This window comes from Zymomonas mobilis subsp. mobilis ATCC 10988, from assembly GCF_000175255.2.
GTDB classification, from domain to species: Bacteria; Pseudomonadota; Alphaproteobacteria; order Sphingomonadales; family Sphingomonadaceae; genus Zymomonas; species Zymomonas mobilis.
The window spans coordinates 207,191-232,243 of the sequence record NC_017262.1 but is presented as its reverse complement, the minus strand read 5'-3'; the positions used below and the strand labels follow the sequence as shown (position 1 = coordinate 232,243).

Here is a 25,053-nt window from a genome sequence, read left to right as displayed (position 1 = left end):
TCCCCTAATGTGGCAGCTTTATCAGTTTCCTCTTTGCCCTTTTTCCAGAAAGGTGCGTTTTCTCCTTGGTGAAAAAGGGATCGGCTATGAGTTGATCCGTGAATCCCCATGGCTAAAAAGAGATGAATTCGTCGATATGAATCCAGCCGGTCAAACGCCGGTTATGGTAGATAGTTCTGCGCCTGTTATTCTGGTGGATTCACAGGTTATCTGTGAATTTCTGGAAGAAACAGTCGATCGGATGCCGCTTATCAGCGGAACAGCCGTGCATAGGGCTGAAATAAGGCGTTTGGTTTCTCTCTTTGATAACAAACTTTATTTTGAAGTCACCGCGCCTTTAATGAATGAGCGGATGCTGAAAAGGTTGGTTCATCGTCAGGCACCGGATGCCGCAATTTTGCGGGGTGCCATGAAAAACGCCAATAGCCATCTCGATTATATTGATTGGTTATTGGATCATCGTCGTTGGTTGGCGGGGCCTGTTTTAAGTTTGGCGGATTTTGCGGCAGCGGCACAAATTTCGGTTTCCGATTATCTTGGTGGCGTTGATTGGCGCGGTCACGAAAATAGTCGCGAATGGTATGCGGCAATGAAGTCCCGCCCTTCTTTCCAACCTATTTTAGCAGAGAGAATGGAGGTTATTTTGCCTCCAGATCATTACGACCAGCCAGATTTCTAATTATCATGATGCAAGCCTACCTTTCCTTTGTGAAAGGATAGGCTTGAAACGCGGTTACTCTGCAACTGATCCTGATTTTGTGATTTTAAAGGATATGAGTGGCTGATTTTGGTTAAGAAAAACGGCATCAATTCTATCGAGCCGTTGAATAGCTAAGAACAAACAATATGCCCTATAGGCTTGGGCGTGAAAGCCGCCCTTATTATTTTTGCTAAAATAGATCAATCAGAAGCCAACTATCCGAAAAAATTATTCCGTCGTTAGAGCATCAGAGAGCATGCTGCTGATTGAACGCAGTTCTTCTTGCCATTGTTGGCATATTCCGGCCTTGATAAGACTTTCTTCTGCCTCTGAAGCGTTTTTATTATCCTTCTGACCTTCGGAAGAAAGATATTTAACCGCGCCCTTAACCGTATAACCTTCATTATTCAAAAGATGATTGATACGGCGTGCCAAAGCGACATCATCAGGGCGATAGTAACGACGGTTACCCGCACGCTGCAAAGGTCGCAAATCAGGAAAATGCGTTTCCCAATAGCGTAATATATGAGAGCCAACCCCTAATTCGCGTGCCAATTCGCTGATCGTCAATAAAGCCTGATCACTTTTACTATGGCTTTTATGGCGGGGGGAGAGAGAAATACCCGTATGACGACGATGCGCTTTTCTTTCAGGCTTTTCTAGCCTGATATCCTCGTTAACAGGACGGGCATCGCGATCAGACAAGTTAGGCTCCCTTGATAATCCGCTGGCGCATCAACTGGCTGGCACGGAAAGTCAGAACCCGCCTTGGTGCGATAGGAACCTCGATCCCTGTTTTGGGATTACGGCCAACACGTTCATTTTTATCCCTGAGAATAAAGCTGCCAAAACCAGATATTTTGACATTTTCACCTTTTTTCAGGGCATCTGTAATGTGACCAAGCATTTGTTCGATCATCTTGGCGGAATCTGCCCGCGACAAACCTACTTCATGGTAAAGCATGTCGGTAATATCGGCGCGGGTCAAAGTTGGGATATCAGCTTGCATGCTCTGTCCGTTTGTGCGGTTATCATAGCGTTTATTCATAAAGAGAATATCCTCTCTTCAGCTATCAACGCAAGTAGGTGATTCTAATTATTTGCGTTTTCAATAGCCTAGCAAAAAAAGCGGGTCAGCTTTGGAAATAAGGCCTGATTTCGATCCGATTAGGGGCAAAAAGATAAAAAAACACAAAAAATAGAGATAAATAGCGTAAAATGGTTGCAAGCTTTGAAAAGCCCTGCTAAAGGTGTGCTCCTACCAACATGGAAGAGCAGATGCTCTGAAATGGCTTACATAGAGTGCGGTCGTGGCGGAACTGGTAGACGCGCAACGTTGAGGTCGTTGTGGCCGAAAGGCCGTGGAAGTTCGAGTCTTCTCGACCGCACCAATTTTCTAAAAAGCCTCTTTTTTCAGAGGCTTATAGGCTTTCCCCAAAATTATAATATATAATCTGCTTTTACCGAAGCTGGCTGGGATCGTCTTGGCTTTTCAAAATTTCTTTGAAAAAATTTACCCTGCCCTTCTAGTGGCAGCGCCACTACTATTTCCTAAAACAAGAATGTCTTCGTGCAAAATAGAGCACACCTACCTGGTCGGAATAGCGTTTTTCCAAATTCTTTATGGCAGGCTATAATATTCTGGCACTTTTATCAGAGATAAGAGGGTTAAATCCTAGTAAGATTTTATCACTAGACTAGAAAGATGGCTGCTGAACGCTTTGGATTGGAGCTTTGCTGATAAAATTCAGCATAGCAGCGAGCTTCGATGTTACAAATCTGCCAAGATGGCCACAATAAAAAAGCCCCCAGTATTTTAACTGGAGGCTAAAATAATGAGCTCAATTGAGGATGCAGGACTTATCCTTCGTTATTATCATTATTATCATTGTTGCTGGTCGCGGCATTGGCGTTACGAGGTTCGGCAAGACCAAGGCTTTTTAACTTACGATGTAGAGCCGAGCGCTCCATACCAATAAAAGAAGCTGTTCGAGAGATATTGCCTGAGAAACGGCGAATTTGCACCCGCAGATATTCCCGTTCAAAGGTTTCGCGTGCTTCTCTTAATGGCGTGCCGATAATCGAGCGGGTGGATTGCCCGTCTGCGGTCAAGCTGTTTTGATCGCCCAGCACTTCGGAAGGCAGCATATCGACATCAATCCGGCTTAAACGATCGCCCGGTGCCAGAATAATCGTCCGTTCAACCACATTACGAAGCTGTCTGACGTTACCTGGCCAGTCATAGGCCTGTAAGGCTGCCAGCGCTTCTTCTGATACCTGTGGGGTAGCCACACGCCGTTCTGTTGCATAATGCGCCACAAAATAGTCGATCAGCACTGGAATATCTTCGCGGCGATCGGCCAAAGCCGGTAAATGCACCGGAACGACATTTAGGCGATAATATAAATCTTCACGGAAACGGCCTTCAGCGATTTCGCGTGCTAAGTCCCGCGCCGTAGCGGAGACAACACGGACATCGACCTTGACCATCCTTTCGCCACCGACCCGCATAAAGCTCTGATCAGTCAGAACTCGTAAAATCTTGGCCTGTGTCGGAATGGGCATATCCGCGATTTCATCAAGAAACAGTGTTCCCCCATGAGCTTTTTCCAATAAGCCGGGGCGAACCACACCTTGACTATCTTCTACGCCGAATAATTCTTCTTCGACCCGTTCTGGTTCCATCCATGCCGCCGAAACGACAATAAAGGGTGCAGCGGCACGAGGACTCCACATATGGAGCAATCGGGCGGCGACCTCTTTCCCGACCCCAGCAGGCCCTGTTATAAGGACGCGGCTGCCCGTGCCTGCAACCCGTTTCAACGTAGCCCGCACGTGATTGATCGCACTGGAATTGCCGGTTAATTCTTCAGTATGGCCGATTTTGGCCTTTAAAGAAGCGTTTTCCTGCCGCAATCTTTCGGTTTCGGTTGCTCTTTCGACAAGCAATAGTAACCGTTCGGCTTCAAAGGGTTTCTCGATGAAATCAACGGCACCTTGTCGGATAGCCGTTACAGCCGTGTCAATATTGCCATGGCCGGAAATAACCAGCACCGGCAAAGTCGGATCACGCCGTTTGATTTCTTCCAATAATTCGAGACCGTCCAGTTTCGAACCTTTTAACCAGACATCCAGTAAAACCAGCGAAGGCCGTCTTTCTGCTAAAGCCTGTAAAGTCGCATCACTGTCCGCAGCCGTTCTTGTGGCATAGCCTTCATCATCAAGAACCCCCGCTACCAGTTCACGAATGTCCATTTCGTCATCAACGACCAGAATTTCTAGCGCCATTATTCGCTCCTTGATCGGGTAAGTCCGGGAATAGCGGGTTCCTGATTACCTATCCCCTTTTCTGCTACACTTTCGATTGTTACCGGCGCAAGAGCCACCAGATCAAAAGAAAGACGCACGATTGTTCCGCCACCTTCGCGGTCTGAAAAAGTCAATGTTCCGGCATGTTCCTCAACAATCTTTTTAACAATAGCCAAGCCCAGTCCGGTGCCACGAACACGGGTTGTCATATAAGGTTCGGTCAGTCTTTCCCGCTCTTTTGGCAGACCGATACCATCATCGGCAACCTCTATAATCAAATGGCTATCTTCCCGTTTTAAAGTCATCCAGACATGGCCAGAGCCGCCGCGATCATTTTCTTCGATAGCCTCAACAGCATTTTTGACCAGATTAGTCAAAGCCCGTCCTAATTGCCGTTGATCACAAACCATGAGCGGCAAGTCTTCCTGTGCTTCAAACACAAAGCCTATTTGCGGGTGAGCAACCTCGTGCAAGAATAGCGCGTGACGGCCAATATCGCTTATGGCCTCTTTCCTGAATACAGGCTTGGGCATTCGGGCAAAGGATGAAAATTCATCCACCATCCGCCGTAAATCCCCGACTTGTCTGACAATAGTACTGGTCAGACGGCTAAAAGTTTCTTCATCCGAAGTAATCTGACGCCCGTAACGGCGTTGCAATCTTTCGGCAGCGAGCTGAATCGGTGTAAGCGGGTTCTTGATTTCATGGGCAATTCGACGAGCAACATCTGCCCAAGCCGCTGAACGCTGATCCGCCAATTGCTGGGTAATATCATCAAAAGTCAGAACATGATTATCAGCGGCTCTGACAACCCTGACTGCGAAAGTGCGGGGTTCATTATCGACCAGAATATGGACAATACTGTCCCCTGCCTGCTGTGCCAGTAGGCTATCTAATTCAGGGGCGATATTATCGAGTTTCTCACCAATTAGGATTTTTTCATCGGCCTTTAACAGCTTTTGTGCTGAAAGATTGACAAGCTGAATGGTGTGTTGGCTGTTAACTGACAGAACGCCAGCAGAAACGCCCGACAAGACGGCTTCCGTAAAAGCACGGCGGCTATCAAGCAAATAATTGACAGACATCAAGGTATTAGTCTGTTCTTCAAGCTTGTTCGCCATGCGGTTAAAGGCAAAGCCCAGTGTCCCGATTTCATCACGATTATGTTTCAGATGAGTGCGCGCGCCAAGATCACCGGAGCCAATGCGACGGACAGCTTCCACCATATGAGAGATAGGCCGGACGATACGGTCTGCGACCACAAAGGCAATATAAATCGCAATGGCGACAATCAACAACGAGACAACCAATAATGCCCCGTTAAAACGAATTTGTAAAACACGCGAACTTTCGACCAGACGGTTATAATCCCCCAAAGCCGTTTTAGCACGAGAGGCCTGCAACAGAACAACAGGGTCAAGCTGGCGAGAAATATAGATATAGAGTCTGGAATGGGCATCGAGCAAAATTGCCGCTTCGATCCGGTCGCCGGAAGAAATAGATGTATGTGCCTGTTTATCCCGTAGCAAAGAAATCATCTTCGCCGGAAGGCGGTTTTCCAATGGACGCGTATCGGTAAGCGCCCCTGCCAACATAATCGGCGCGCCCGTATCCGAAGGCGGCATCTGTAAAAGAGCGACTTCATTCAAACCACGGTTGATAAGCTGCATAAAGATAAAGCGGCTCCAACGTGGATCTTCAATGGGGGCTTGCGATAACGCTGCCCTAAAATCATTGGGCATTGCGTTCAAATCGCCAATAATACGATCGGTATTTTCCTTTACATAGGATTGAGCAACGCGATCAGCATTGGCAAGAATCGTACGTGCGCTATCCGAAAACCAGAAAGAAACCCCGTATTGAAATAATAGTGAGGCAAAAATAACCACTAACAGGGTCGGAACGGCCGCAACAATAGAGAAAATAGCGACCAAACGGACATGAAGCCGCCCTCGCCCACCCAATGGAGATTTGGCTGCCCGCCTCAAAGCGAGCCTTCTCGCCAACAAAACCATCAACATCATTGCTGGCACCAGATTGGCAACCAGTAACAGAGCGATCACAAGGGGGCTAAGCGGTTTTGCAGGTGTCCCGTGATAAACAGTCAGTCTATAGCTAAAAAAAGCAATAACCAGACAGGCGACAAAGGTAAGCGTCTCCGCCCATGCAGGAAAGCGGCGATAGAGAAAATAATAAAGCTTTCTTTTGGAAAGAGGCCATAATCGGATTTTTTCCCGATCTACCTCTGTCTTTTCGGTGCTTTCTATAGCGCTATCCTCCATCATCGTTGCAACGATACTACAAAGACGATGCAATCAAAACACAATCAGATTTAATTTGATATATTTTTTGGCTGAAATCAAAATTTCAAGAAAGACAAATCGATTTTATAACAAAGAATATCTTTCGCCCATTCTAAAGATTGTCGGGATCGACATGGCGATTTAGACATTTTTGACGGAGGGTATTTCGGTTGATGCCAAGCAATTTTGCGGCTTTGATCCGATTGCCGCCGACAGCCCGTAAGGCAACTTTAAGCAAAGGTTTTTCTACCTCGCCAAGGATATGTTCCCACAAACCGTCCGGTGGTAAGCTTTCCCCGAAAACAGCAAAATAATACAGTAAATGGGCTTCCATCGCATCAGCCAGCCCATGTTCCGGCACAGCGACCTTGCCGCCGCCCAGATGGAGCGGCAGTGTTATTTCTGTCGTTTTTTTAATATTTCCCATAAAATCAATCCGTCAGGCGGCTATTTGGCTGAGCCAAGGTCGGTAAAATTCGGCCAGCATTTCTTTTACCCTGTCGGGGTCTTCTTCACGGTTGATTTTATTCCGAAATTCTGCCGAAGCAGGCAGGCCTTTGGTATACCATCCGATATGTTTGCGAGCGATATTGACGCCCGTGATCGTACCGTAATAGCTTAACATATGGTCATAATGTTCGGTAATGGTGCGATATTGTTCATCTATCGACGGTGCTTTTTCCATTTCACCATCAGTCAATCCCTGCATCAACTGGGATAAAAGCCACGGTTTACCATAGCTGCCTCGTCCAACCATAATGCCATCAGCACCGGATTGTTGCAGGGCTGTTTTAGCATCATCAAGGCTATTGATATCGCCATTCACAATAACAGGTATCGACACAGCGTCTTTGACTTGGCGAACAAAAGCCCAATCCGCATGACCTTTATAAAGCTGGTTACGAGTACGGCCATGCACCGTTACCATCTGAACCCCGATATCTTGGGCAATACGCGCAAGTTCTGGTGCATTCAGACTGTTTAGGTCCCAGCCCATCCGCATTTTTAAGGTGACAGGAAGAGAAACCGCTTTGACAGTTGCTTCGATAATCGAGGCCGCCAGTTTCAAATCACGCATTAAAGCAGAGCCAGCATCACCGCTGACAACTTTTCTGACAGGACAGCCCATATTGATGTCAATAATAGCGGCACCACGATCCTGATTCAGTTTGGCTGATTCGGCCATATCATCCGGTGTGCAGCCAACCAACTGAACCGAAATGGGCTCTTCAGAGGGATCCCATGTCGATTTTTGTAACGATTGGCGCGTTTCCCGAATCATCGCCTGACTGGCAATCATTTCCGTCACATTCAATCCCGAACCATAACGGCGGACAATCCGACGAAAAGGCAAATCCGTAACGCCTGTCATCGGAGCTAGAATAACCGGATTATCAATTCGGACAGAGCCTATCTGAATAGGCGAAATCAGATTATGGGTAGGATTATGTTCAGGGCTGTTCATGCGGTTATGGTTAGCTTGCTTTCAAAAATCAGACAAGCTTTCCTTGGCTGAAAAGGCTTTATAAAAGGCCAACTATTGCATAAAAACGGCAATTCAAGGAAGCGATAACTCTATTGCAAGCATTCAGAAAAGGCTTAAGGCTCGGCGGGTAATGATGAAAAGAACAGATAATATAGCGCTTATTGTGGCGGCCGGTCAGGGTAAACGTGCAGGTGAAGGCCTGCCAAAGCAATATCGGCAGATCGCTGGTAAAGCTATTCTGGCACATGCGATTGATAACCTGCTCGCCCATCCCGAAATTGATACGGTACAAGTCGTTATCGCGGACGGGCATCAGGCGTTATATCAAGAGGCTGTCGGAGACCGAGATTTACCGCAGCCAGTGATCGGTGGTGTTTTTCGGCGCGATTCTGTGATTAATGGTTTGAAGGCCGCACATGACCGTGGTTACAAACGGGTTTTGATTCATGATGCCGCCCGCCCTTTTTTACCCAAAACAGTGATTGATCGCCTACTTGACGCCTTGAAATCGTCTAAGGCAGCGATACCCGTTTTGCCAGTTGTTGATACTCTTGTTAATCAAGAAGTCGAAGCCGTTGACCGCAATCTGTTCCATCGCGTTCAAACCCCGCAAGCCTTTGATCTTGAGACCGTGATCGCTGCACATCAGGCATGGACAGGCAGCGATGAACCAACAGATGATGCGCAGGTTGTCCGCGCTTTTGGTAAAAAAATTGCCTTGGTAACAGGCGATAGACTACTCGAGAAACTGACCTATCCTGCTGATTTTTCTGTAGCCGAGGCTCAAATGACTGAAAAAATGATTTCTGTTTGCGGTTCAGGTTTCGATGTTCATTGTTTCGAAGCTGGTGACCATATTATGTTGGGTGGCATCAAAATTCCGCATGACCATGGTCTTGCCGGTCACTCCGATGCCGATGTCGCACTCCATGCTTTGACAGATGCTTTGCTGGGGGCGATTGCTGATGGCGATATCGGAACCCATTTTCCGCCAAGTGATCCACAATGGAAGGGTGCAAATTCGACCCAATTCCTTGAATATGCTGTTGCGCTTGCCAAGAAAGCCGGAGCTATCATTGACCATGCGGATGTAACGGTTATCTGTGAAGCGCCGAAAGTGGGGCCTTATCGACCAGCCATGCGTAAGCATATTGCCCAGATTCTGGGGCTTCCTGAACAAAGGGTCAGCATCAAAGCAACGACAACTGAAAAGCTTGGTTTTACAGGCCGCAAAGAAGGGATCGCTGCCCAAGCGGTTACCAGTATTCGCTTGCCGGATATTTTGTGCTAATTAGTTATTCCATGAATCCGGTTATTCGTCACTCGATAGCGCTTGTTGCCTGCATGTTTGGGACGGGCGCTATGGCTGCTGCCACCGAGGCCGCAGGGAGCCAGAGTCAATGTATGACTCATGCCGAAGCGCAGGCTTTGATGGAAACAGCTTTACCGGGCTTGCTGCAAGGCGCAAAACAGCAATGTTCTTCAGTGCTGGATAGCGATTCCTATTTGCTGAAGCAGGAAGCGACCCTTAGCAAGCGCTTTCGTCAGGAAAGTGAAACCGACTGGCCTAAGGCAAAAGCCGCTTTTGAACGGCTGGGCGGGTCGGCTGTGGCCGATATGGGAGATGCGGGCAAAAGAGCTGCGATTGAAACCATGGTTTCCGATATCGTCAGCCAAAAGATGAAGCCGCAATCCTGTGAAATCGTAAATGGCTTTTTGCCATTTGTAGCAGAACAACCCGCCAATAAAATCGGGGATGTTTCTGTTTCCACATTCGCCTTGATTAAGAAAATTGGCAAGGTTGGACGTATTTTGCCTTTTGATATTTGTTCGGGAGATTAAACCGATGACTATGGACAATAACCAGACGGATGGCCTGTCCTCGCAGCCTTCTGATACCGAGAAAGAAGCGCTTCAGCAAAAGGCAGAACAGCAGGATATTTCTGCCCAGGATAGTGAAGAATTACAAAAAACTATCCAAAATATGGAAGAAAACCAGCCGCAGGAAAATGTCCATTATAATTTACCGAATGAATTGGTAACCCGCGCCAGCTTGGTGATCGATGCCAATCGTGCAGCCGGTCAGCGTATTGCCGTTGCAGAAAGCTGCACCGGTGGTTTGGTAATGGCGGCCTTGACCGAGGTTCCGGGGGCTTCTGATGTCTTTGATGCCGGATTTGTGACCTATGCCAATCAGGCAAAAATAGACCTTCTGAATATTAGTCAGGACGTCATCGAAACCTTTGGCTCTGTTTCTTTGGCGGTTGCTTGGGCAATGGCACGGAATGCCGTTGAAAAAAGCGATGCTGATATTGCGGTTGCGATTACAGGTATTGCGGGCCCGACCGGCGGCGATGAAAGAAAACCCGTTGGCACCGTTGTTTTTGCACGGGCAAGACGGGATGCTGATCCGAATGAAGTCGTTGCGGAACAGAAATCTTTCGGAGATTTAGGGCGTTCCGGTATCCGTTTACAGGCAGCTTTATGCGCCCTCAGCCTGTTAATGCCGGATGCGTCGATCTCTCAAGGTTAAAAACTGACGGCCATTTGGCTGGCGAATAATTGGAAAGTAAGGTTGTCTTTCTTCGTTTTTAGAAGCGAAGAAAGACCAGACCTAGGCTCAGGACTCATTCTTTGAGATAGAAGATGAAACTTGCTGCGATATGGATTGCTGACATGAATGTGTGAGCGCACCGGTCGTATCGTGTTGCGACACGCCGCCAGTCTTTGAGCTTTGCGAACATATTTTCGATGAGGTGACGCTTTTTATACAGATGCCAGTCGTAAGGCGGCTTTGATTTCCGGTTCTTCTTCGGCGGAATACAGGCGGTGATATTCCGGTCTGCGAGAGACTGTCTGATTTTATTACTGTCGTATCCCCGGTCCCCGAGAATTTCTTGTGTTTCTTCCGGCAGATTTGCCAGCAGAACATCCGCGCCTTTGAAGTCACTGACCTGACCTGCGGTCAGATGCAGCCGGACAGGGCGGCCCTGACTATCGCATACAGCGTGAAGCTTTGAGTTCAGTCCGCCTTTCGTGCGTCCGATATGGCGGGGAAAAGCCCCTTTTTGAGCAGGGAGGCCGCTGTCCGGTGTGCTTTCAGATGTGTTGCATCGATCATCAGACGCTTCGAACGGCCTGCCTGCTCCGTCAGGGCGACGAAGATCCGGTCAAAGACACCCAGGCGGCTCCACCGGATAAACCGGTTGTATAAAGTCTTGTGCGGGCCATACGCTTTCGGGGCGTCTTTCCACTGAAGGCCGTTGCGGATCACGTAAACGATCCCGCTCAGGACACGACGGTCATCGACACGCGGCACACCATGCGCCAGTGGAAAAAACGGCTTAATCCGTTCCATCTGGTGCTCAGACAGCAAAAACACGTCACTCACAGCTTCACCTCCATCGGTAAACCTGTGAATCACAACAGCCCGCTCAACTCAAGAAATTAACAGGTCCTGAGCCTAAAAAAGATAACCTTCTTATCAAGGACAGAATAGATTTTCCCTATTTTTTATAGGATGTAATCTGCCTTTTTCTAAAGGCGCCATTTATCTAAAAAACCGCTAGGCATCGGATAAACCGTAAAGATTATTCGCCCTTTCTTCAAAGGCTTGAGTCATTTTTTGCACGGCTCGATCAAAGAATTGTCCGGCAAGTGCCTCGAAAATTCTCGACCGGAAAGAAAAATCGACCATAAAATCTAATCGGGTTTTTCCCTCTTCTTCTTCTGTGAAATGCCATTCATTATGAAGATGGGATAATGGCCCGTCGATATATTCAACCGATACCGAATGGGGTGAATCCAAGGTTACTTTTGACGTAAAGCTTTCCCGAAAAGCCTTGAAGCCCACAATCAAATCAGCCGTCATCCTGTTTTCTTCACGAGACCGAATCCGAACGGCGATTACCCATGGCAAAAATTCAGGATAACGGCTGATATCCGCGACCAGATCAAAAAGTTGCTGTGGCGTATAGGGCAATATTTTTGATTCTGTATAATGCGGCATTAGGCACCCTTCCCGCTATTTTTGGCGGCTATTTTTTCCAACTTCTTTTGGCGGGCTTCTTTTAAACGCGCAAAATCAGCACCGGCATAATAGCTGGAACGCGTTAAAGGAGAGGATGCCACCATTGAAAAACCCTTGGCTCTAGCTGTCGCCGCATAGGCCTTGAAGCTGTCAGGTGTAACAAACTCTTCTACCCGAACATGGCGCGGCGTAGGTTGCAAATATTGCCCTAAGGTTAAGAAGTCGACATCCGCTTGCCGCATGTCGTCCATGACCTGATGCACTTCCAAACGATCTTCGCCTAAACCCAGCATTAAACCGGATTTGGTAAAAATAGAGGGGTCCCGTTCCCGCACTTTTTCAAGCAAGCGCAAGGAAGTGAAATAACGCGCTCCCGGACGAATCGTCGGGTAAAGACGGGGCACCGTTTCAAGATTGTGATTGAATACATCGGGGCGGGCTTTGACGATCATATCCAATGCATGATCCGGCTTACCACGGAAATCTGGGGTCAGAATCTCAATCGTCGTTTTCGGGGTTCTTGCTCTGACAGCTTCAATAACTTTGACAAATTGTGAAGCGCCGCCATCTTCGAGGTCGTCACGATCAACCGATGTGATAACAATATGCTCCAAATTCATTTCGGCAGCGACATCAGCAACATGCCCCGGTTCCAAAGGATTGACCTTGTCGGGATGGCCTGTCTTTACATTGCAAAAAGCACAGGCACGGGTACAGACTTCCCCCAAAATCATGACGGTTGCCTGTTTTTTTGTCCAGCATTCTCCAATATTGGGACAGGCTGCTTCTTCGCACACCGTGGCCAGACCCAGTTTCCGTATCAAGCCGTGGGTTTCATTAAAAGCAGCGCCACCGGGAGAACGGACACGAAGCCAGTCCGGTTTACGCAAAATCGAGGAACCAGAATCGGATCGGCTGGTTTTTTCATTAGGTGCGGGAATTTTACTCATACCTTTATATTTAACGATACCTTTCGTTACTTGCCAGTGTGACAAGACACAGGCAAAAGATAATTATCAATTTTTCATTCTATGAAGAAAGATTTTTTCTATGATAGACTTTCAGAAACTGATTATGGGATATCAGCGCTTCCGTAGTGGTGACTGGACAGACCAACATGATCGTTGGGAGCATTTGTCAAAAGGTCAAAACCCGAAGGTTCTGGTTATCGCCTGTTCTGATAGTCGCGTTGATCCTGCCCAGATATTCGATACCAATCCGGGTGAAATTTTTGTTATTCGTGTCGTGGGTGCCTTGGTGCCGCCTTATGAAAGAGAATTAGGGCATCATGGTGTATCGGCAGCACTTGAATATGCCGTAACCAAGCTGGAAGTAAGCGATATTCTAGTTATGGGGCATGGTGCCTGTGGCGGTATCAAAGCTTCTTTGGAAGGCACCGGAAGCGAAGACGAAGATGATGATTTCTTCATCAAAAGCTGGATTTCCTTGCTGGATGATGCCCGCGACAGAGTCGTTGCCGAACATGGCCACGAATCTGATGTTGCTTGCCGTTTGGAACATGAAGGCGTCAGAACCAGTATTGCCAATCTCCGTAGTTTTCCCTTTGTTCGAGATCGGGAAGCCGCAGGTAAACTCGACCTGCATGGGGCATGGTTTGCGATCGAAAATGGTTCGTTACATTTGTTAGAACCGAAAAGTAGCGAATTTATTCGCCTTTAGGCCTATCCTATCCCGATGAATCAGCTTGCTTATTTCGGGATAGCTTTTTTTGCTATGCTCCTTAACACCGCGCTGTCTTTGGTTTTGGGGCAAGCCTTTTATCATACGGCTTTCGCCTCGGTTATGGCGATAGGATATGGCTTAGCCACCTGTTTTCTGATTATCGTCCAAGGCCATCCGCCTGCGATCTCTGCCAAAAAATGGCTTTGGGCTATAGCAATAGCGTCCTTGCAATCGGCTTCTTTCTATCTGGAAATGGCCGGATTACTCAAAATAGGAGCGCAACAAACCGCGACGATCATGGCATTGGTGGTCGTGATGGCTCTCTTGTTACAATATAGAAAGAAAATTTTTTCGCGCTCTGGGGCTATAGCTTTAATATCAGCGTCTTTTGCTTTTGGGGCATTGGCGATTTTGGCACAGCCCTCTTGGCCTAAAAGCTGGAATAATGGTTATCTTTTTGCCTTTATGGCTGCTTTTGCTTTTGCGGCTTTCTTCTTTGGCAACCATTATGTTTTGAAAAAGCGTATTATTGATCCGGTTTCTTTGGCCGTTATCGGCCTGCTTACCCAAACGGTATGGATAACCCCTGCCGCATTATTTTTAACCCGCCCATTACCGCTTGATTTTCATTCGGGTATTTTCCTTGGGCTGATCGTTTTGGCCATTTTGATGGCGGCGGCTCAACTTTGTTTAAACAAGGCGCAACAAGCTATGTCGGCTTTCCCGATGGCGCTGATTTTTTCAATCGAACCTTTTGCCAGCCGTTTTTTCTTATGGATGAAAGGTCATCCTTTCCCGCCATCCTTTGCTTGGGCTGCCGGATTATTGGTGGTCGCGCTGTTTCTGGGGCAACCTTGGGTTATGAAAGGACGGAAACCGGCTCTATTTCCGCTTATTCCCAAAAAATAAAAGGCACAGAGGCTTCTGCCGCCATGCCTTTCTCAATAAAATTTTAGCGAAGGATTATTGGCCAGCAACCATCAATCCATCGACCCGCAAAGTCGGCACTTCGGTTCCGCGACGGAAGCGCAGATCATTGGCAGGCACCATATGCATAAAGATGTCTTTCAAATTACCGGCAACTGTAATTTCGGCAACAGGCTCCGCAAGCTGCCCATCACGAATAATAAAGCCGGATGCGCCACGGCTATAATCACCCGTAATCATATTGACACCACTGCCAATCATTTCGGTCACATAAATACCCAGCTTGATATCTGACATCAATTCTTCGGGTGTGACCTTTCCAGCTTCCAGATAAAGATTGGCCGTTCCTGTTGACGGAGGCCCCCCGACGCCTCTTCTGGCATGGCCAGTCGGGGTCATGCCCAATTGACGAGCGGCGGCTGAATCAAGCAACCAGCCATTCAATCGGCCTTTTTCAATAATATTATTGGGTTTTGTTGGTAGGCCTTCGCCATCAAAAGCACGCGAGGCGATGCCTCTTTTCCGCCAAGGGTCTTCTTTGATGGTGATACCTTCATTGAAAACCGGCTTTCCAAGGCTGTCTAACAAAAAACTGGTCTTGCGCGTGATAGCGCCGCCGCTGATGCCTTGAATTAAATAGGATAAGAATCCGCTACCGACGCGTGGATCGAAAATAATCGGCATTTGACCGCTATCAATCCGCGTCGGATTCAATCGCGCAATTGTCCGTTCAGCGGCTCTTGTCCCAATCAATTCAGCCGCGTCTAAATCTTCAAAATAGCGGGTGGCGTGAAAATCATAATCACGCTGCATATTAACCCCCTGCCCTGCAATAACACAGGCAGAGCAGCCATAGCTTGAAGAGCTGGAACCGCGAGTGAAACCCTCACTCGTCGCGAGGGCAAAAATCGTGCGACCTGCGCTGGCAGAAGCCCCTTCACTATTTGTAATACCGTCAACTGAACGGGCAGCATCCTCAGCTTTTAAGGCCAGCTCTCGCAAGACGGCTGGAGCAATTTCTTTTCCATCATCGCTTTCGATTTCCGGTGCTGCGCCCTGCATCAGCAATTCTTTTGGTGCCAAGCCTGCCCAGCGATCTTCGGGCGCCTCGCGTGCCATCGCAACGGCTCTTTCAACCAAGGCATCCAAGGCTTCTTTCGAAAAATCAGAAGAAGAAACACTGGCCGAACGATGTCCGATAAACAATCTTAACCCGATCTCTGCGCCTTCAGAGCGACCCACATCTTCTAGTTGTCCCAAGCGAACGGAAATATCTTGGGATTGTCCTTGGACAAAAACAACATCAGCCGCATCGGCTCCGGCTTGACATGCAGCAGCCACCAAACGGGCTGCCTGTTCTTCTGCTTGCGATATAGTTAACATACCATTGGAATAAGCGAAGCTGACCACAGATAACAGCTAATTTTTAAAAAAATGCCCCTCTTTCATTAGGATTTTATCCTTTTGGAAGAGAGGCATCTGTTCTCTTGTTTAAAGAGGAGGATGATTATTTAGAAGGCAATATGCCTGCTTCTTCTTCTGTGATCGTTGCCAGATTATGGCCGCGATAGCTTCCCGTTTGAGTTTTCAAGAAGGCCACAATATCCTGAACATCCTTTTCAGGAATTTGGCCTTTCTGCGTCTGGTAGCGCACCATTTCACGAACGGCTTCTTCCAAAGTTTTGGCGCTGCCATCATGGAAATAAGGTGCCGTCAATTCAATATTCCGTAATGTTGGCACATTGAAACGATGCATATCAAGGGCATTATGCGTTTGAGAGAAACGGCCTTGATCGGCATCACTTGGGTGACCTCTTTTACCGAAATAGTCACCTTCAAGTCCCATAACTTCAAAACTTTGACCACCCATCGCTTTACCGACATGGCAAGAAGCACAACCCAGATCTTTAAACAACGCGTAACCGCGTTTTTCCTGTTCGTTGATCGCGTTTTCATGGCCTTTTAAATATTGGTCAAAACGACTGTCAGGCGTTACCAAAGTCGCCTCATAAACAGCGATTGCATTGGTAATACGTTCCTGATTGGCCTGACCGCCATAGACCTTTGTAAAGGCTTCTTTATAGCCCGGCTGTGCCATAACGCGCTTGCTAACTTCTGCCCAATCATGGGAACCCATTTCCAGAGGATTCATGACAGGACCCGCCGCCTGTTCCTGTAAATCTTTTGCTCGGCCATCCCAGAATTGCAGTTTGTTATAAACCGAATTGTAAACAGTAGGCGCGTTAATGGGACCCTTTTGTCCTTTGATACCCGTAGAGGTGACGAGATTATCCACCCCACCCTTGTTCAGGCCGTGACAGCTGGCACAATTTAAAGTGCCATCGCCAGAAAGCTGTTTATCAAAGAACAGACGTTCCCCAAGGGCGATTTTTTCTTTGTCAGAAAAATCAGCTGCCGGAATGGGTTGTATCGGTTCCGACTGAAATTGAGGCGCAACAAGCCCAGCCGCATCATAATTTTTAATCCGGCTTTCCTTGATCCATTCCAGCATAGCCTTTTTGCCCTTTTCACCAAGGGCGGCATGCCAATGCATGGTAAGATACATTTTCGGCGGCATCATGTCATGCTCAACGACGAACTGCATTCTTGCCAAGGATTCTTCATCGACCGCTTCGCCTTTTTCCAAGGCATTTAAAACCGGTTGTATCTGGAAATGCTGTAACCCGCGTTTGATGTCACGCTGCATCAACTGTTTTGCAACGGGCAAGCTAGCATAAAAAGGCAGTTTAGCATCTTTGGTATGACAGTAATCGCAGCGGGCTTCTGCAATTGTATCAAAGGCAGCCTTAGCTTTCGGATTGTTATTTGTCGGGGACAGCGAAGAAAGTTTGGGCGCTGTTTCATGATCGTAATGAACCAGATAAGAGGTTGTTGCCCCATAGGCCACCACTGCCAAGACGACCGCAGACCCGAATAAAGCCTTGATATTCATAAAACTGTGCTTGCCCCTCGTTATCTTAATCCAGCGCCAGAGATGATCGGATGAACGGCTATAAATTTATAGTATCCGATTCCCTATTGAAGATGATTTACCTTTTTATTTATTATGAATTAACAAAAATATGGCCTTATTCCAAGACAGAAAGCACATCCCTTTTAGAGTAAAAGGCATAACTGTCATTTCAATTTTGATTAATTCTTGATGATTTTGATGATGCCAATAGTTATCGTTAAAGTGATAAGAAAATTCTCGTTCTTTACAGATATTTTAACCTGATATTTCATTGGAAATATTGGCTATATTTACAAAAATTTTTAATCAGAAAAGCTAAGAAAGAATAAAGAAAAAGATAAAATAAAAGGTGGCTTTAACAGGAATAAAGCCACCTCTGAAATTTTAGAAAGGGAAAAGGTCTTATTTTACCCATTCATCGGGCGTATAGCCTTGGGCAAAAAGGATCGCTGTCATATCACCATAGCTGATATGAGCATCTGAGTGAGAAACTGTGCGTGGTTTGGCATGATAAGCAACGCCAAGGCCCGCGGCCTCGATCATCGGAATATCATTAGCGCCATCCCCCAAGGTGATGGTTTCTTCTAATTTAATACCGAAACGCTGGCATTCTTCCTGCAAAATTTCTTTTTTGGTTTCAGGCCCTAAAATTGGATCAAGCACCCGGCCTGTCAATGTATCGCCTTCGACCTCCAAGGTGTTGGCAAAGGGTTTTTCAAAACCGATTTCTTTCGCAACGGGTACAGCAAAATCAAGAAAACCGCCAGAAACCAGAAAACAATGAGCGCCATTGGCATTCATCGTCTGAATAAGCGTTTTGATCCCCGGGGTTAAATGAATGCGATCGCGGACGCATTCCTGAATCACAGATGTTTTCAAACCCGCCAGAAGTTTGGTTCTGGCTTTCAGAGATTCGTCAAAATTCAATTCCCCCCGCATTGCGCGGATCGTGATTTCTTCGGATTCTTTTCTGAAACCGGCATAATCCGCCAGCTCATCCATGCATTCATCCGCAATCGCGGTTGAATCCATATCGGATATCAGCAGTTTTTTGCGACGATGCTCGTCATTTTGCACAAATACATCGATGCCCGGCATCGAATCAAAAAAAACAGCCCGTGCATCTGCCAGACTGATATCTTCCAAGGACAGATCAATCGCTTTTTCCGGTGCCAGCCATTTCTGATCCCCGATTTTACCGCCCTTTGAAGCCAGAAGCGACCGAGCTTGATCAAGAGCATCTACGGGCAAGGATTTTGCTGCTATCAGTGTAGCAATGAGCATATCCGAATCTCCTAAAAAACATCCAGTTCTCCTCATCGCAGGCCCAACAGCAAGCGGCAAGTCGCAATTAGCTATTGCAATGGGGATAAAAACAAACGGCATTATTATTAATGCCGACGCCTCGCAATTATATACGGATCTTCAAATCTTAACAGCCCGTCCGAGCGATGCGGATGAAAAAATATTACCCCATCGTCTCTTTGGAATTCAGGATGGCAGCGAACCCGCATCGGCTGTTTTTTGGGCGGAACTGGCTAAAAAAGAAATAAAAAATGCCCATGAAAGTGGTAGACTTCCTATTCTGGTCGGCGGCACAGGTCTTTATATCAGAACCTTGCTAGAGGGCATTGCTCCGATACCGGATATTGCCCCCGAACTACGTGAAGAAGTCCGATCCATGTCTGTAGAAGACGCTTATAGTGCCCTACAGCAAGAAGATCCGATGGCAGCAGACAGGCTTCGTCCGACGGATAAGACGCGCATTATGCGGGCTTTGGAAGTGATGCGTTCGACGGGCCATCCTTTGCATTATTGGCAGCAGAAAAAAACGGGCGGCATCGCCAATGAAATAAAATTGCAATCTTTTGTCATTATACCGCCAGCAAATATCTTGAGATCTCGTTGCGACAAAAGATTTGATCAAATGTTGGAACAAGGTGCCGAGAAAGAAGTTATTCGACTAATGGGTCGTCAATTACCGGCAGATTTACCGATTATGCGGGCTATTGGCGTAAGAGAAATAGCGTCTTATATAAGAGGGGAAATTGATCGATTAACAATGATCGAAAAAGCAAAGGCAGCTACCCGTCAATATGCCAAAAGGCAGAGAACGTGGTTTCGTCATCAGACGGACGAGAGTTGGATAAAAATTTTCGATGACATCAATTTTAAAAAAATTGACGATTTCGCAATAAAATTATTATCAATATAGTTGACGTGAATAGTTTTATTCTTTTAAGGCCGTCCTCTACCTTTGCTGTTTTTAAATTCACTTAGATTTTTAGCCTTTCCCTTATCAAGGCTACAAACTGAACCATGACAATCATCGCGATTGGATCATGGGGTTTCGAAAAGGAAATAAAGCATGTGTCGCCAACTCAGCGGCGCCGCCATTGTTCTTGAAACACTCAAGGATATGGGTGTCGATCTGATCTTCGGCTATCCCGGCGGAGCAGTTCTCCCCATTTATGATGCCCTTTATCAGGATGAAGGCATCCGGCATATTCTGGCTCGCCAAGAAGGCGGGGCTGTCCATGCAGCAGAAGGCTATGCGCGGTCGACCGGAAAACCCGGTGTTGTTATAGTGACTTCAGGTCCGGGGGCGACAAATGCCGTTACCGGCATCGCTGATGCCATGCTTGATTCCATTCCGTTGGTTGTTTTTTCTGGTCAGGTCGCCACGAATTTAATCGGAACCGATGCTTTCCAAGAGGCGGATACCATCGGCATTACCCGCCATTGCACCAAGCATAACTATCTGGTTCGCGACCCGAAGGATTTAGCTCAGACGATTGTCGAGGCCTTCCATCTGGCGACCTCCGGTCGTCCGGGACCGGTGGTTATTGACCTTCCGAAAAATGTTCAGACGGCGGTTATCGACTATATCAAACCGGATCCTAACAAGCGGATGCATCGCGGTTATCGTCCGCGTGTTAAAGCGGATCCAGTCGAAATCACCAACGCTCTTGATATGATTGCCAAGGCAAAGCGTCCGGTTTTCTATACTGGTGGCGGCGTTATCAATTCTGGTCCCGATGCCAGCAAAGCCTTGCGTGAATTGGCCGACTTGACGGGTGTTCCGGTAACCTCAACCCTGATGGGCCTGGGCGCATTTCCAGCCTCTTCCCAGCAATGGTTGGGTATGCTTGGTATGCACGGCACTTATGAAGCCAATTTTGCCATGCATGACGCTGATTTAGTGGTTGCCCTTGGCAGCCGCTTTGATGATCGTGTGACATGTCGGGTTGATAGCTTTTCACCTCATTCCAAGAAAATCCATGTCGATATTGATCGTTCTTCGATCAACCGTATCATCCATGTGGACTTACCGATTGTGGGTGATGTCGGATCAGTCATGCAGGACATGGTCGCGCTTTGGAAAGAAAAGCATTACCAGATGCAGGATATTTCGGCATGGTGGGTGCAGATTGATGAATGGCGCGCCAAACAATGCCTGAACTTTACCAAGCAGGGTAACGAGATCATGCCGCAGCAGGCTATCCGTAGCCTGTGGGAAGCCACAAAGGGTAAGAATCCGATCGTCTCGACAGAAGTCGGACAGCATCAGATGTGGACCGCTCAATATTTTGGTTTTGACTCTCCCAATCATTTCCTGACTTCAGGTGGTTTGGGAACGATGGGCTATGGTTTCCCGTCTATTATTGGCGCGCAGGTCGGTAATCCAGACAGCCTCTGCATGACGATTGCTGGTGAAGCCTCTTTCCAGATGAATATTCAGGAAATGGCTACGGTTGCTCAATATCGTTTGCCGGTGAAAATTTTCATCTTGAATAACCGTTTCATGGGCATGGTGCGTCAGTGGCAAGATTTGCTTTATGATCATCGCCGGTCACAAAGCTATTCAGAAGCGCTGCCTGATTTTGTCGCTTTGGCCAAGGCCTATGGCTGGAATGCGCTTAAAATTGAGAAGCCTTCCCAGCTTGAAGATGGCATCAAAACGATGTTGGAAACGCCGGGGCCTGTCTTGGTTGATTGTCAGGTTGCTCAATTAGCGAATTGTTTGCCCATGGTGCCGCCGGGAGCCGGCCAGACTGAAATGATTTTGGAATCGGATATCACCGATAACCATGTCAAGAAGCCGGAATATACCCCTTCCGCTGCGCCTCCGTCTGCGACCACCATTCGCGGTTAATCTTTAAGGACTTTGCCCATCATGGATAGTGGAGAAGTGATAGAGCGCCATACGCTTTCTGTCACTGTTGATAACGTTGCTGGTATTCTTGCCCGGATTTCAGGCATGTTTTCTACCAGAGGCTATAATATCGAAAGCCTGACAGTTGCGGATGTCACAAAAGATAACGCCATAAGCCGGTTAAGCATTGTGACCAGTGGCCTTCCTCATGTCATCGACCAGATGGTTCACCAGTTGGACCGTCTGCCGCCGGTGCATCGGGTTGTCGATTTGACAGCCATTGGCCCCCATGTTGAACGGGAATTAGCCCTTATTAAAGTGGTTGGCGTGGGTGATAATCGTATCGAAGCCTTGCGTTTGGCTGAAGTTTATCATGCCCGGGTAGTTGATGCGACCATTGCCAGTTTTATCTTTGAAGTTACCGGCACAACTGAAAAAGTTGAAAAATTTCTCGAGCTTATGGGTGAATTGGGCTTGGTTGAAGTCGCGCGCACGGGTATTGCAGCCATGGCGCGCGGTCGGGATGCTTTTTAAGTTTCACCTGATATTTATGCGTTTAGAATTAGAGTAGGAAGTAAAATGAAAGTTTATTACGATAGTGATGCTGATCTTGGGCTGATCAAGTCCAAGAAAATCGCTATTCTTGGCTATGGTAGCCAGGGTCACGCCCATGCACAGAATTTGCGCGATTCCGGTGTTGCTGAAGTAGCTATTGCGCTTCGTCCTGATTCGGCTTCTGTTAAAAAAGCACAGGATGCTGGTTTCAAGGTTTTGACCAATGCTGAAGCCGCAAAATGGGCTGATATCCTGATGATCTTGGCACCTGATGAACATCAGGCTGCTATCTATGCCGAAGATTTAAAAGATAATCTGCGCCCTGGTAGTGCAATTGCTTTTGCTCATGGTTTGAATATCCATTTCGGTCTGATCGAACCCCGCAAAGATATCGATGTTTTCATGATCGCACCGAAAGGCCCAGGTCACACGGTTCGTTCTGAATATGTCCGTGGCGGTGGTGTGCCTTGCTTGGTCGCCGTTGATCAGGATGCCAGCGGTAACGCTCATGATATCGCTCTTGCTTATGCTTCTGGCATTGGTGGCGGCCGTTCTGGTGTTATTGAAACCACTTTCCGTGAAGAAGTCGAAACCGATTTGTTTGGTGAGCAGGCTGTTCTCTGCGGTGGTTTGACTGCGCTTATCACGGCTGGTTTTGAAACCTTGACTGAAGCCGGTTACGCTCCTGAAATGGCATTCTTCGAATGTATGCATGAAATGAAGCTGATCGTGGATCTGATCTACGAAGCGGGTATTGCCAATATGCGTTATTCGATTTCTAACACTGCCGAATATGGTGATATCGTATCTGGCCCGCGGGTCATCAATGAAGAATCCAAAAAGGCAATGAAGGCTATTCTGGACGACATCCAGAGCGGTCGTTTTGTCAGCAAATTTGTTCTTGATAACCGCGCTGGTCAGCCGGAACTCAAGGCTGCCCGTAAACGTATGGCTGCTCACCCGATCGAACAGGTTGGTGCACGTCTGCGTAAAATGATGCCGTGGATCGCCAGCAACAAGCTGGTTGATAAGGCTCGCAACTAGTTTTTAAGAACTAGATTGTTCAAGAAGGCCGGAAACATTGTTTCCGGCTTTCTTGTATCTGGCCGAATTGTCAGTATTTTTTATCTCAAATAGCGTTCTCAAGCTATTTAGAGCTTAAATATCCGCACAAAGGAGCCTCTTTGCGATTAAGGCTTTTGCCCGATATTAGCAGCCCTTTCTGCGCCTATAAAAAGCCACATAAGAATTGAGTTTGTCGATGGATGCGCCATACTGACGGACGCAGGGAAAGCCTTGCTTTATTTTGATTCTATTGGGTTAATAATCTAATATCTGCCAATATTTTAAACAGGCACAAGATATTGTTAAAGAAAAAATCGCTTATGTAAAAGCTTGAAGGCTATTAACGCTGGTTCTAAACTAATCAGAATAACGTGATTATTTTATATTTTGATTTATTACAGCCCTTAGATGAAAAGTAATCCTAAAATATCGATCTAATCTGTGGTGCGCTCTTTTATAGAAATACAGATTCTATAAGTCTTTTTATCTTAGCCACATCTTCTTTATTTATAATTCAGTTATAGGGTTTCAAGATTACACCCAACCCTTTCAATATTCTGATTCGTCGCCTTTATAAAAAGCGCGCGCTTAAAACGGTATTGTAAAGGCGACAATCAGAATTCAATAATCTCCTAGCTTTGATAGGATAAAATTATTCTGCCAAAGATAGCTTAGGATAAGAAATCAATCTTCCTTGAAATCAATTTCACCTAAAAAACGCTCGGCTTCTAACGCTGCCATACAGCCCGTTCCAGCAGCCGTAACGGCTTGACGGTAATGCTTGTCCATCACATCGCCGCAAGCAAAAATGCCTTTGATGCTGGTTTGGGTCGTACCGGGTGTAACTTCGATATAACCTTCATCATCAAGTTTTAAATGTCCCTGAAACAGTTCCGTGGCTGGTTTATGGCCAATAGCAATAAAGGCGCCTTCGGTCTCAAGGAGAGATTCTTCGCCTGTTTTCGTGTCTTTCAATTTGACTGCTGATAAGGCGCTATCTTCCCCAGCAATAAATTCAGCAACTTCGCTATTCCAGCGTATTTTGATCTTTGGGTTCGCTAAAAGGCGTTTTTGCATAATTTTTTCAGCCCGCAGGCTATCACGGCGATGAATCAGCGTCACTTCAGGGCTATGATTTGTCAGATAAAGTGCCTCTTCAACAGCGGTATTGCCGCCCCCAATCACGACAACTTTTTTTCCACGGAAAAAGAAACCATCACAAGTAGCGCAAGCCGAAATACCCTTGCCACGAAGGGCTGTCTCACTTTCGAGGCCAAGCCAACGAGCTTGTGCGCCGGTTGAGATAATTAAACTGTCAGCCAAATAGACCTGACCACCATCACCCGTTAAACGATAGGGGCGCTGGGAAAAATCGACCGAAGTAATGATGTCCCAGACCAGCTTTGCACCGACATTTTCAGCCTGCGCTTGCATTTCTTCCATTAACCAAGGCCCTTGAATGGGTTCACGGAAGCCGGGGAAATTTTCGACCTCGGTTGTAATTGTCAACTGACCACCGGGCTGCAAACCTTGTGCCACGATCGGGTTTAATCCGGCACGAGCCGCATAAATGGCTGCGGTTAATCCAGCGGGGCCACTACCAAGGATAAAAACACGGGTAGATATAGGATCAGCACTCATCACCAGCGCTCCTTCAAAAAGGGAAATGAGATAAAAAGATTGTCACTCTACAGCAGAATAAAAACGGCATTATAAGAGAAATATTTTAAAGCAGGATATAAACAAAAAAAGTCGTCCTTTTTATGGCCGTGACAATCCCATCCATATAGAGTGAGATAATCCTTCGGCAAAAGACAAGCTTATAAGGCCACGATATAAAGGTCTGATTTTTCTGCAATCAATTT

23 protein-coding genes and 1 tRNA gene are annotated in these 25,053 nt (G+C 47.0%); 11 read left to right on the top strand and 13 right to left on the bottom strand.

The annotated features are described in order from the left end of the window. The first annotated feature begins 7 nt into the window (after positions 1-7). Positions 8-679: a glutathione S-transferase family protein gene (locus ZMOB_RS01085; protein WP_011240948.1), complete on the top strand. Its 672-nt coding sequence runs from the start codon at positions 8-10 to the stop codon at positions 677-679. 249 nt (positions 680-928) lie between these two features. On the opposite strand, the gene ZMOB_RS01080 is transcribed toward ZMOB_RS01085, so the two are convergent. Further along, complete coding sequence (locus ZMOB_RS01080; RefSeq protein WP_252507021.1) at positions 929-1,321, bottom strand: MerR family transcriptional regulator; 393 nt, start codon at positions 1,319-1,321, stop codon at positions 929-931. An 85-nt stretch (positions 1,322-1,406) separates the two neighbouring features. After that, positions 1,407-1,748 (bottom strand): integration host factor subunit alpha, encoded by a 342-nt coding sequence (locus ZMOB_RS01075; protein WP_011240950.1) that lies wholly within the window; start codon positions 1,746-1,748, stop codon positions 1,407-1,409. A 256-nt stretch (positions 1,749-2,004) separates the two neighbouring features. On the opposite strand from ZMOB_RS01075, the gene ZMOB_RS01070 reads away from it, so the two are divergent. Beyond that, positions 2,005-2,091: transfer RNA gene (locus tag ZMOB_RS01070), tRNA-Leu, on the top strand. A 469-nt stretch (positions 2,092-2,560) separates the two neighbouring features. Here ZMOB_RS01070 and ntrX read toward each other — a convergent pair. The 4 genes from ntrX to dusB form a co-directional block, all read right to left on the bottom strand. Then, entirely contained in the window at positions 2,561-3,988 is a 1,428-nt protein-coding gene (ntrX, locus tag ZMOB_RS01065; RefSeq protein ID WP_014500384.1) for a nitrogen assimilation response regulator NtrX, read from the bottom strand. Beyond that, positions 3,988-6,291 (bottom strand): sensor histidine kinase, encoded by a 2,304-nt coding sequence (locus ZMOB_RS01060; protein ID WP_014500383.1) that lies wholly within the window; start codon positions 6,289-6,291, stop codon positions 3,988-3,990. Before ZMOB_RS01060 ends, ntrX begins: the two co-directional genes overlap by 1 nt. Before the next feature lie 133 nt (positions 6,292-6,424). After that, positions 6,425-6,739 carry a helix-turn-helix domain-containing protein gene (locus ZMOB_RS01055; RefSeq protein WP_011240953.1) on the bottom strand — a complete coding sequence of 105 codons (315 nt, stop codon included), beginning with the start codon at positions 6,737-6,739 and terminating at the stop codon, positions 6,425-6,427. A gap of 12 nt (positions 6,740-6,751) precedes the next feature. Further along, positions 6,752-7,777 carry a tRNA dihydrouridine synthase DusB gene (gene dusB / locus ZMOB_RS01050; RefSeq protein ID WP_012816959.1) on the bottom strand — a complete coding sequence of 342 codons (1,026 nt, stop codon included), beginning with the start codon at positions 7,775-7,777 and terminating at the stop codon, positions 6,752-6,754. A 151-nt stretch (positions 7,778-7,928) separates the two neighbouring features. Here dusB and ZMOB_RS01045 point away from each other — a divergent pair, with 151 nt between their 5' ends. The 3 genes from ZMOB_RS01045 (at position 7,929) to ZMOB_RS01035 (ending at position 10,331) form a co-directional block, all read left to right on the top strand. Next, on the top strand, positions 7,929-9,089 hold the full coding sequence (locus ZMOB_RS01045) for a bifunctional 2-C-methyl-D-erythritol 4-phosphate cytidylyltransferase/2-C-methyl-D-erythritol 2,4-cyclodiphosphate synthase (protein ID WP_014500382.1): 1,161 nt from the start codon (positions 7,929-7,931) through the stop codon (positions 9,087-9,089). Then, positions 9,083-9,640 carry a hypothetical protein gene (locus ZMOB_RS01040; RefSeq protein ID WP_012816957.1) on the top strand — a complete coding sequence of 186 codons (558 nt, stop codon included), beginning with the start codon at positions 9,083-9,085 and terminating at the stop codon, positions 9,638-9,640. The genes ZMOB_RS01045 and ZMOB_RS01040 overlap by 7 nt, the downstream gene beginning before the upstream one ends. Positions 9,641-9,782: 142 nt before the next feature. Then, entirely contained in the window at positions 9,783-10,331 is a 549-nt protein-coding gene (locus tag ZMOB_RS01035) for a CinA family protein (protein WP_224453008.1), read from the top strand. 94 nt (positions 10,332-10,425) lie between these two features. On the opposite strand, the gene ZMOB_RS09755 is transcribed toward ZMOB_RS01035, so the two are convergent. The 3 genes from ZMOB_RS09755 to lipA form a co-directional block, all read right to left on the bottom strand. Beyond that, positions 10,426-11,189, bottom strand: a protein-coding gene (locus ZMOB_RS09755) for an IS5 family transposase (RefSeq protein WP_099045773.1) whose coding sequence is annotated in 2 segments (ribosomal slippage) — positions 10,426-10,856 and positions 10,856-11,189 — 765 coding nt in all. Because the reading frame shifts where the segments join, the coding sequence is not laid out codon by codon here. A gap of 174 nt (positions 11,190-11,363) precedes the next feature. Next, on the bottom strand, positions 11,364-11,807 hold the full coding sequence (locus ZMOB_RS01025; protein ID WP_014500379.1) for a type II toxin-antitoxin system RatA family toxin: 444 nt from the start codon (positions 11,805-11,807) through the stop codon (positions 11,364-11,366). Continuing rightward, a complete protein-coding gene (gene lipA, locus ZMOB_RS01020; protein ID WP_014500378.1) occupies positions 11,807-12,778 on the bottom strand; it encodes a lipoyl synthase in 972 nt (323 codons plus the stop codon). Before lipA ends, ZMOB_RS01025 begins: the two co-directional genes overlap by 1 nt. A 100-nt stretch (positions 12,779-12,878) precedes the next feature. On the opposite strand from lipA, the gene ZMOB_RS01015 reads away from it, so the two are divergent. Both ZMOB_RS01015 and ZMOB_RS01010 read left to right on the top strand, forming a co-directional pair. Beyond that, complete coding sequence (locus ZMOB_RS01015) at positions 12,879-13,508, top strand: carbonic anhydrase (RefSeq protein ID WP_011240960.1); 630 nt, start codon at positions 12,879-12,881, stop codon at positions 13,506-13,508. 54 nt (positions 13,509-13,562) lie between these two features. Then, the gene (locus tag ZMOB_RS01010) at positions 13,563-14,420 is read left to right on the top strand and encodes a hypothetical protein (protein WP_252507290.1); all 858 of its coding nucleotides are present in this window, start codon (positions 13,563-13,565) and stop codon (positions 14,418-14,420) included. A 54-nt stretch (positions 14,421-14,474) separates the two neighbouring features. Here the strand turns inward: ZMOB_RS01010 and ZMOB_RS01005 are convergent, their stop codons facing one another. The 3 genes from ZMOB_RS01005 to serB all read right to left on the bottom strand — a co-directional run bounded on the left by ZMOB_RS01005 (position 14,475) and on the right by serB (position 18,696). Continuing rightward, complete coding sequence (locus ZMOB_RS01005; protein ID WP_041573416.1) at positions 14,475-15,821, bottom strand: TldD/PmbA family protein; 1,347 nt, start codon at positions 15,819-15,821, stop codon at positions 14,475-14,477. A gap of 124 nt (positions 15,822-15,945) precedes the next feature. Beyond that, positions 15,946-17,391 carry a cytochrome-c peroxidase gene (locus ZMOB_RS01000; RefSeq protein ID WP_014500375.1) on the bottom strand — a complete coding sequence of 482 codons (1,446 nt, stop codon included), beginning with the start codon at positions 17,389-17,391 and terminating at the stop codon, positions 15,946-15,948. 423 nt (positions 17,392-17,814) lie between these two features. Beyond that, positions 17,815-18,696: a phosphoserine phosphatase SerB gene (gene serB / locus ZMOB_RS00995; RefSeq protein ID WP_014500374.1), complete on the bottom strand. Its 882-nt coding sequence runs from the start codon at positions 18,694-18,696 to the stop codon at positions 17,815-17,817. On the opposite strand from serB, the gene miaA reads away from it, so the two are divergent. From miaA to ilvC, 4 genes are all read left to right on the top strand, one after another. Continuing rightward, positions 18,689-19,627 carry a tRNA (adenosine(37)-N6)-dimethylallyltransferase MiaA gene (gene miaA / locus ZMOB_RS00990; protein ID WP_014500373.1) on the top strand — a complete coding sequence of 313 codons (939 nt, stop codon included), beginning with the start codon at positions 18,689-18,691 and terminating at the stop codon, positions 19,625-19,627. The genes serB and miaA overlap by 8 nt on opposite strands. Positions 19,628-19,780: 153 nt before the next feature. Beyond that, the gene (gene ilvB, locus ZMOB_RS00985; RefSeq protein ID WP_014500372.1) at positions 19,781-21,568 is read left to right on the top strand and encodes a biosynthetic-type acetolactate synthase large subunit; all 1,788 of its coding nucleotides are present in this window, start codon (positions 19,781-19,783) and stop codon (positions 21,566-21,568) included. A 21-nt stretch (positions 21,569-21,589) separates the two neighbouring features. Beyond that, positions 21,590-22,102: an acetolactate synthase small subunit gene (gene ilvN, locus ZMOB_RS00980; RefSeq protein WP_011240967.1), complete on the top strand. Its 513-nt coding sequence runs from the start codon at positions 21,590-21,592 to the stop codon at positions 22,100-22,102. Positions 22,103-22,147: 45 nt separating this feature from the next. Next, positions 22,148-23,167 (top strand): ketol-acid reductoisomerase, encoded by a 1,020-nt coding sequence (gene ilvC / locus ZMOB_RS00975; RefSeq protein ID WP_011240968.1) that lies wholly within the window; start codon positions 22,148-22,150, stop codon positions 23,165-23,167. A 705-nt stretch (positions 23,168-23,872) separates the two neighbouring features. On the opposite strand, the gene trxB is transcribed toward ilvC, so the two are convergent. After that, entirely contained in the window at positions 23,873-24,829 is a 957-nt protein-coding gene (gene trxB / locus ZMOB_RS00970; protein ID WP_012816950.1) for a thioredoxin-disulfide reductase, read from the bottom strand. Between the last annotated feature and the right edge of the window lie 224 nt (positions 24,830-25,053).

Coding starts and splice junctions, on each gene's coding strand:
- trxB (WP_012816950.1), bottom strand. CDS start 24,829: ATGAGTGCTGATCCTATATCTACCCGTGTTTTTATCCTTGGTAGTGGC.
- ilvB (WP_014500372.1), top strand. CDS start 19,781: ATGTGTCGCCAACTCAGCGGCGCCGCCATTGTTCTTGAAACACTCAAG.
- ntrX (WP_014500384.1), bottom strand. CDS start 3,988: ATGGCGCTAGAAATTCTGGTCGTTGATGACGAAATGGACATTCGTGAA.
- ZMOB_RS01000 (WP_014500375.1), bottom strand. CDS start 17,391: ATGAATATCAAGGCTTTATTCGGGTCTGCGGTCGTCTTGGCAGTGGTG.
- miaA (WP_014500373.1), top strand. CDS start 18,689: ATGAGCATATCCGAATCTCCTAAAAAACATCCAGTTCTCCTCATCGCA.
- ilvN (WP_011240967.1), top strand. CDS start 21,590: ATGGATAGTGGAGAAGTGATAGAGCGCCATACGCTTTCTGTCACTGTT.
- ZMOB_RS01060 (WP_014500383.1), bottom strand. CDS start 6,291: ATGGAGGATAGCGCTATAGAAAGCACCGAAAAGACAGAGGTAGATCGG.
- ZMOB_RS01075 (WP_011240950.1), bottom strand. CDS start 1,748: ATGAATAAACGCTATGATAACCGCACAAACGGACAGAGCATGCAAGCT.
- serB (WP_014500374.1), bottom strand. CDS start 18,696: ATGCTCATTGCTACACTGATAGCAGCAAAATCCTTGCCCGTAGATGCT.
- lipA (WP_014500378.1), bottom strand. CDS start 12,778: ATGAGTAAAATTCCCGCACCTAATGAAAAAACCAGCCGATCCGATTCT.
- dusB (WP_012816959.1), bottom strand. CDS start 7,777: ATGAACAGCCCTGAACATAATCCTACCCATAATCTGATTTCGCCTATT.
- ZMOB_RS01025 (WP_014500379.1), bottom strand. CDS start 11,807: ATGCCGCATTATACAGAATCAAAAATATTGCCCTATACGCCACAGCAA.
- ZMOB_RS01055 (WP_011240953.1), bottom strand. CDS start 6,739: ATGGGAAATATTAAAAAAACGACAGAAATAACACTGCCGCTCCATCTG.
- ZMOB_RS01085 (WP_011240948.1), top strand. CDS start 8: ATGTGGCAGCTTTATCAGTTTCCTCTTTGCCCTTTTTCCAGAAAGGTG.
- ZMOB_RS01045 (WP_014500382.1), top strand. CDS start 7,929: ATGATGAAAAGAACAGATAATATAGCGCTTATTGTGGCGGCCGGTCAG.
- ZMOB_RS01015 (WP_011240960.1), top strand. CDS start 12,879: ATGATAGACTTTCAGAAACTGATTATGGGATATCAGCGCTTCCGTAGT.
- ilvC (WP_011240968.1), top strand. CDS start 22,148: ATGAAAGTTTATTACGATAGTGATGCTGATCTTGGGCTGATCAAGTCC.
- ZMOB_RS01005 (WP_041573416.1), bottom strand. CDS start 15,821: ATGTTAACTATATCGCAAGCAGAAGAACAGGCAGCCCGTTTGGTGGCT.
- ZMOB_RS01035 (WP_224453008.1), top strand. CDS start 9,783: ATGGAAGAAAACCAGCCGCAGGAAAATGTCCATTATAATTTACCGAAT.
- ZMOB_RS01010 (WP_252507290.1), top strand. CDS start 13,563: ATGCTCCTTAACACCGCGCTGTCTTTGGTTTTGGGGCAAGCCTTTTAT.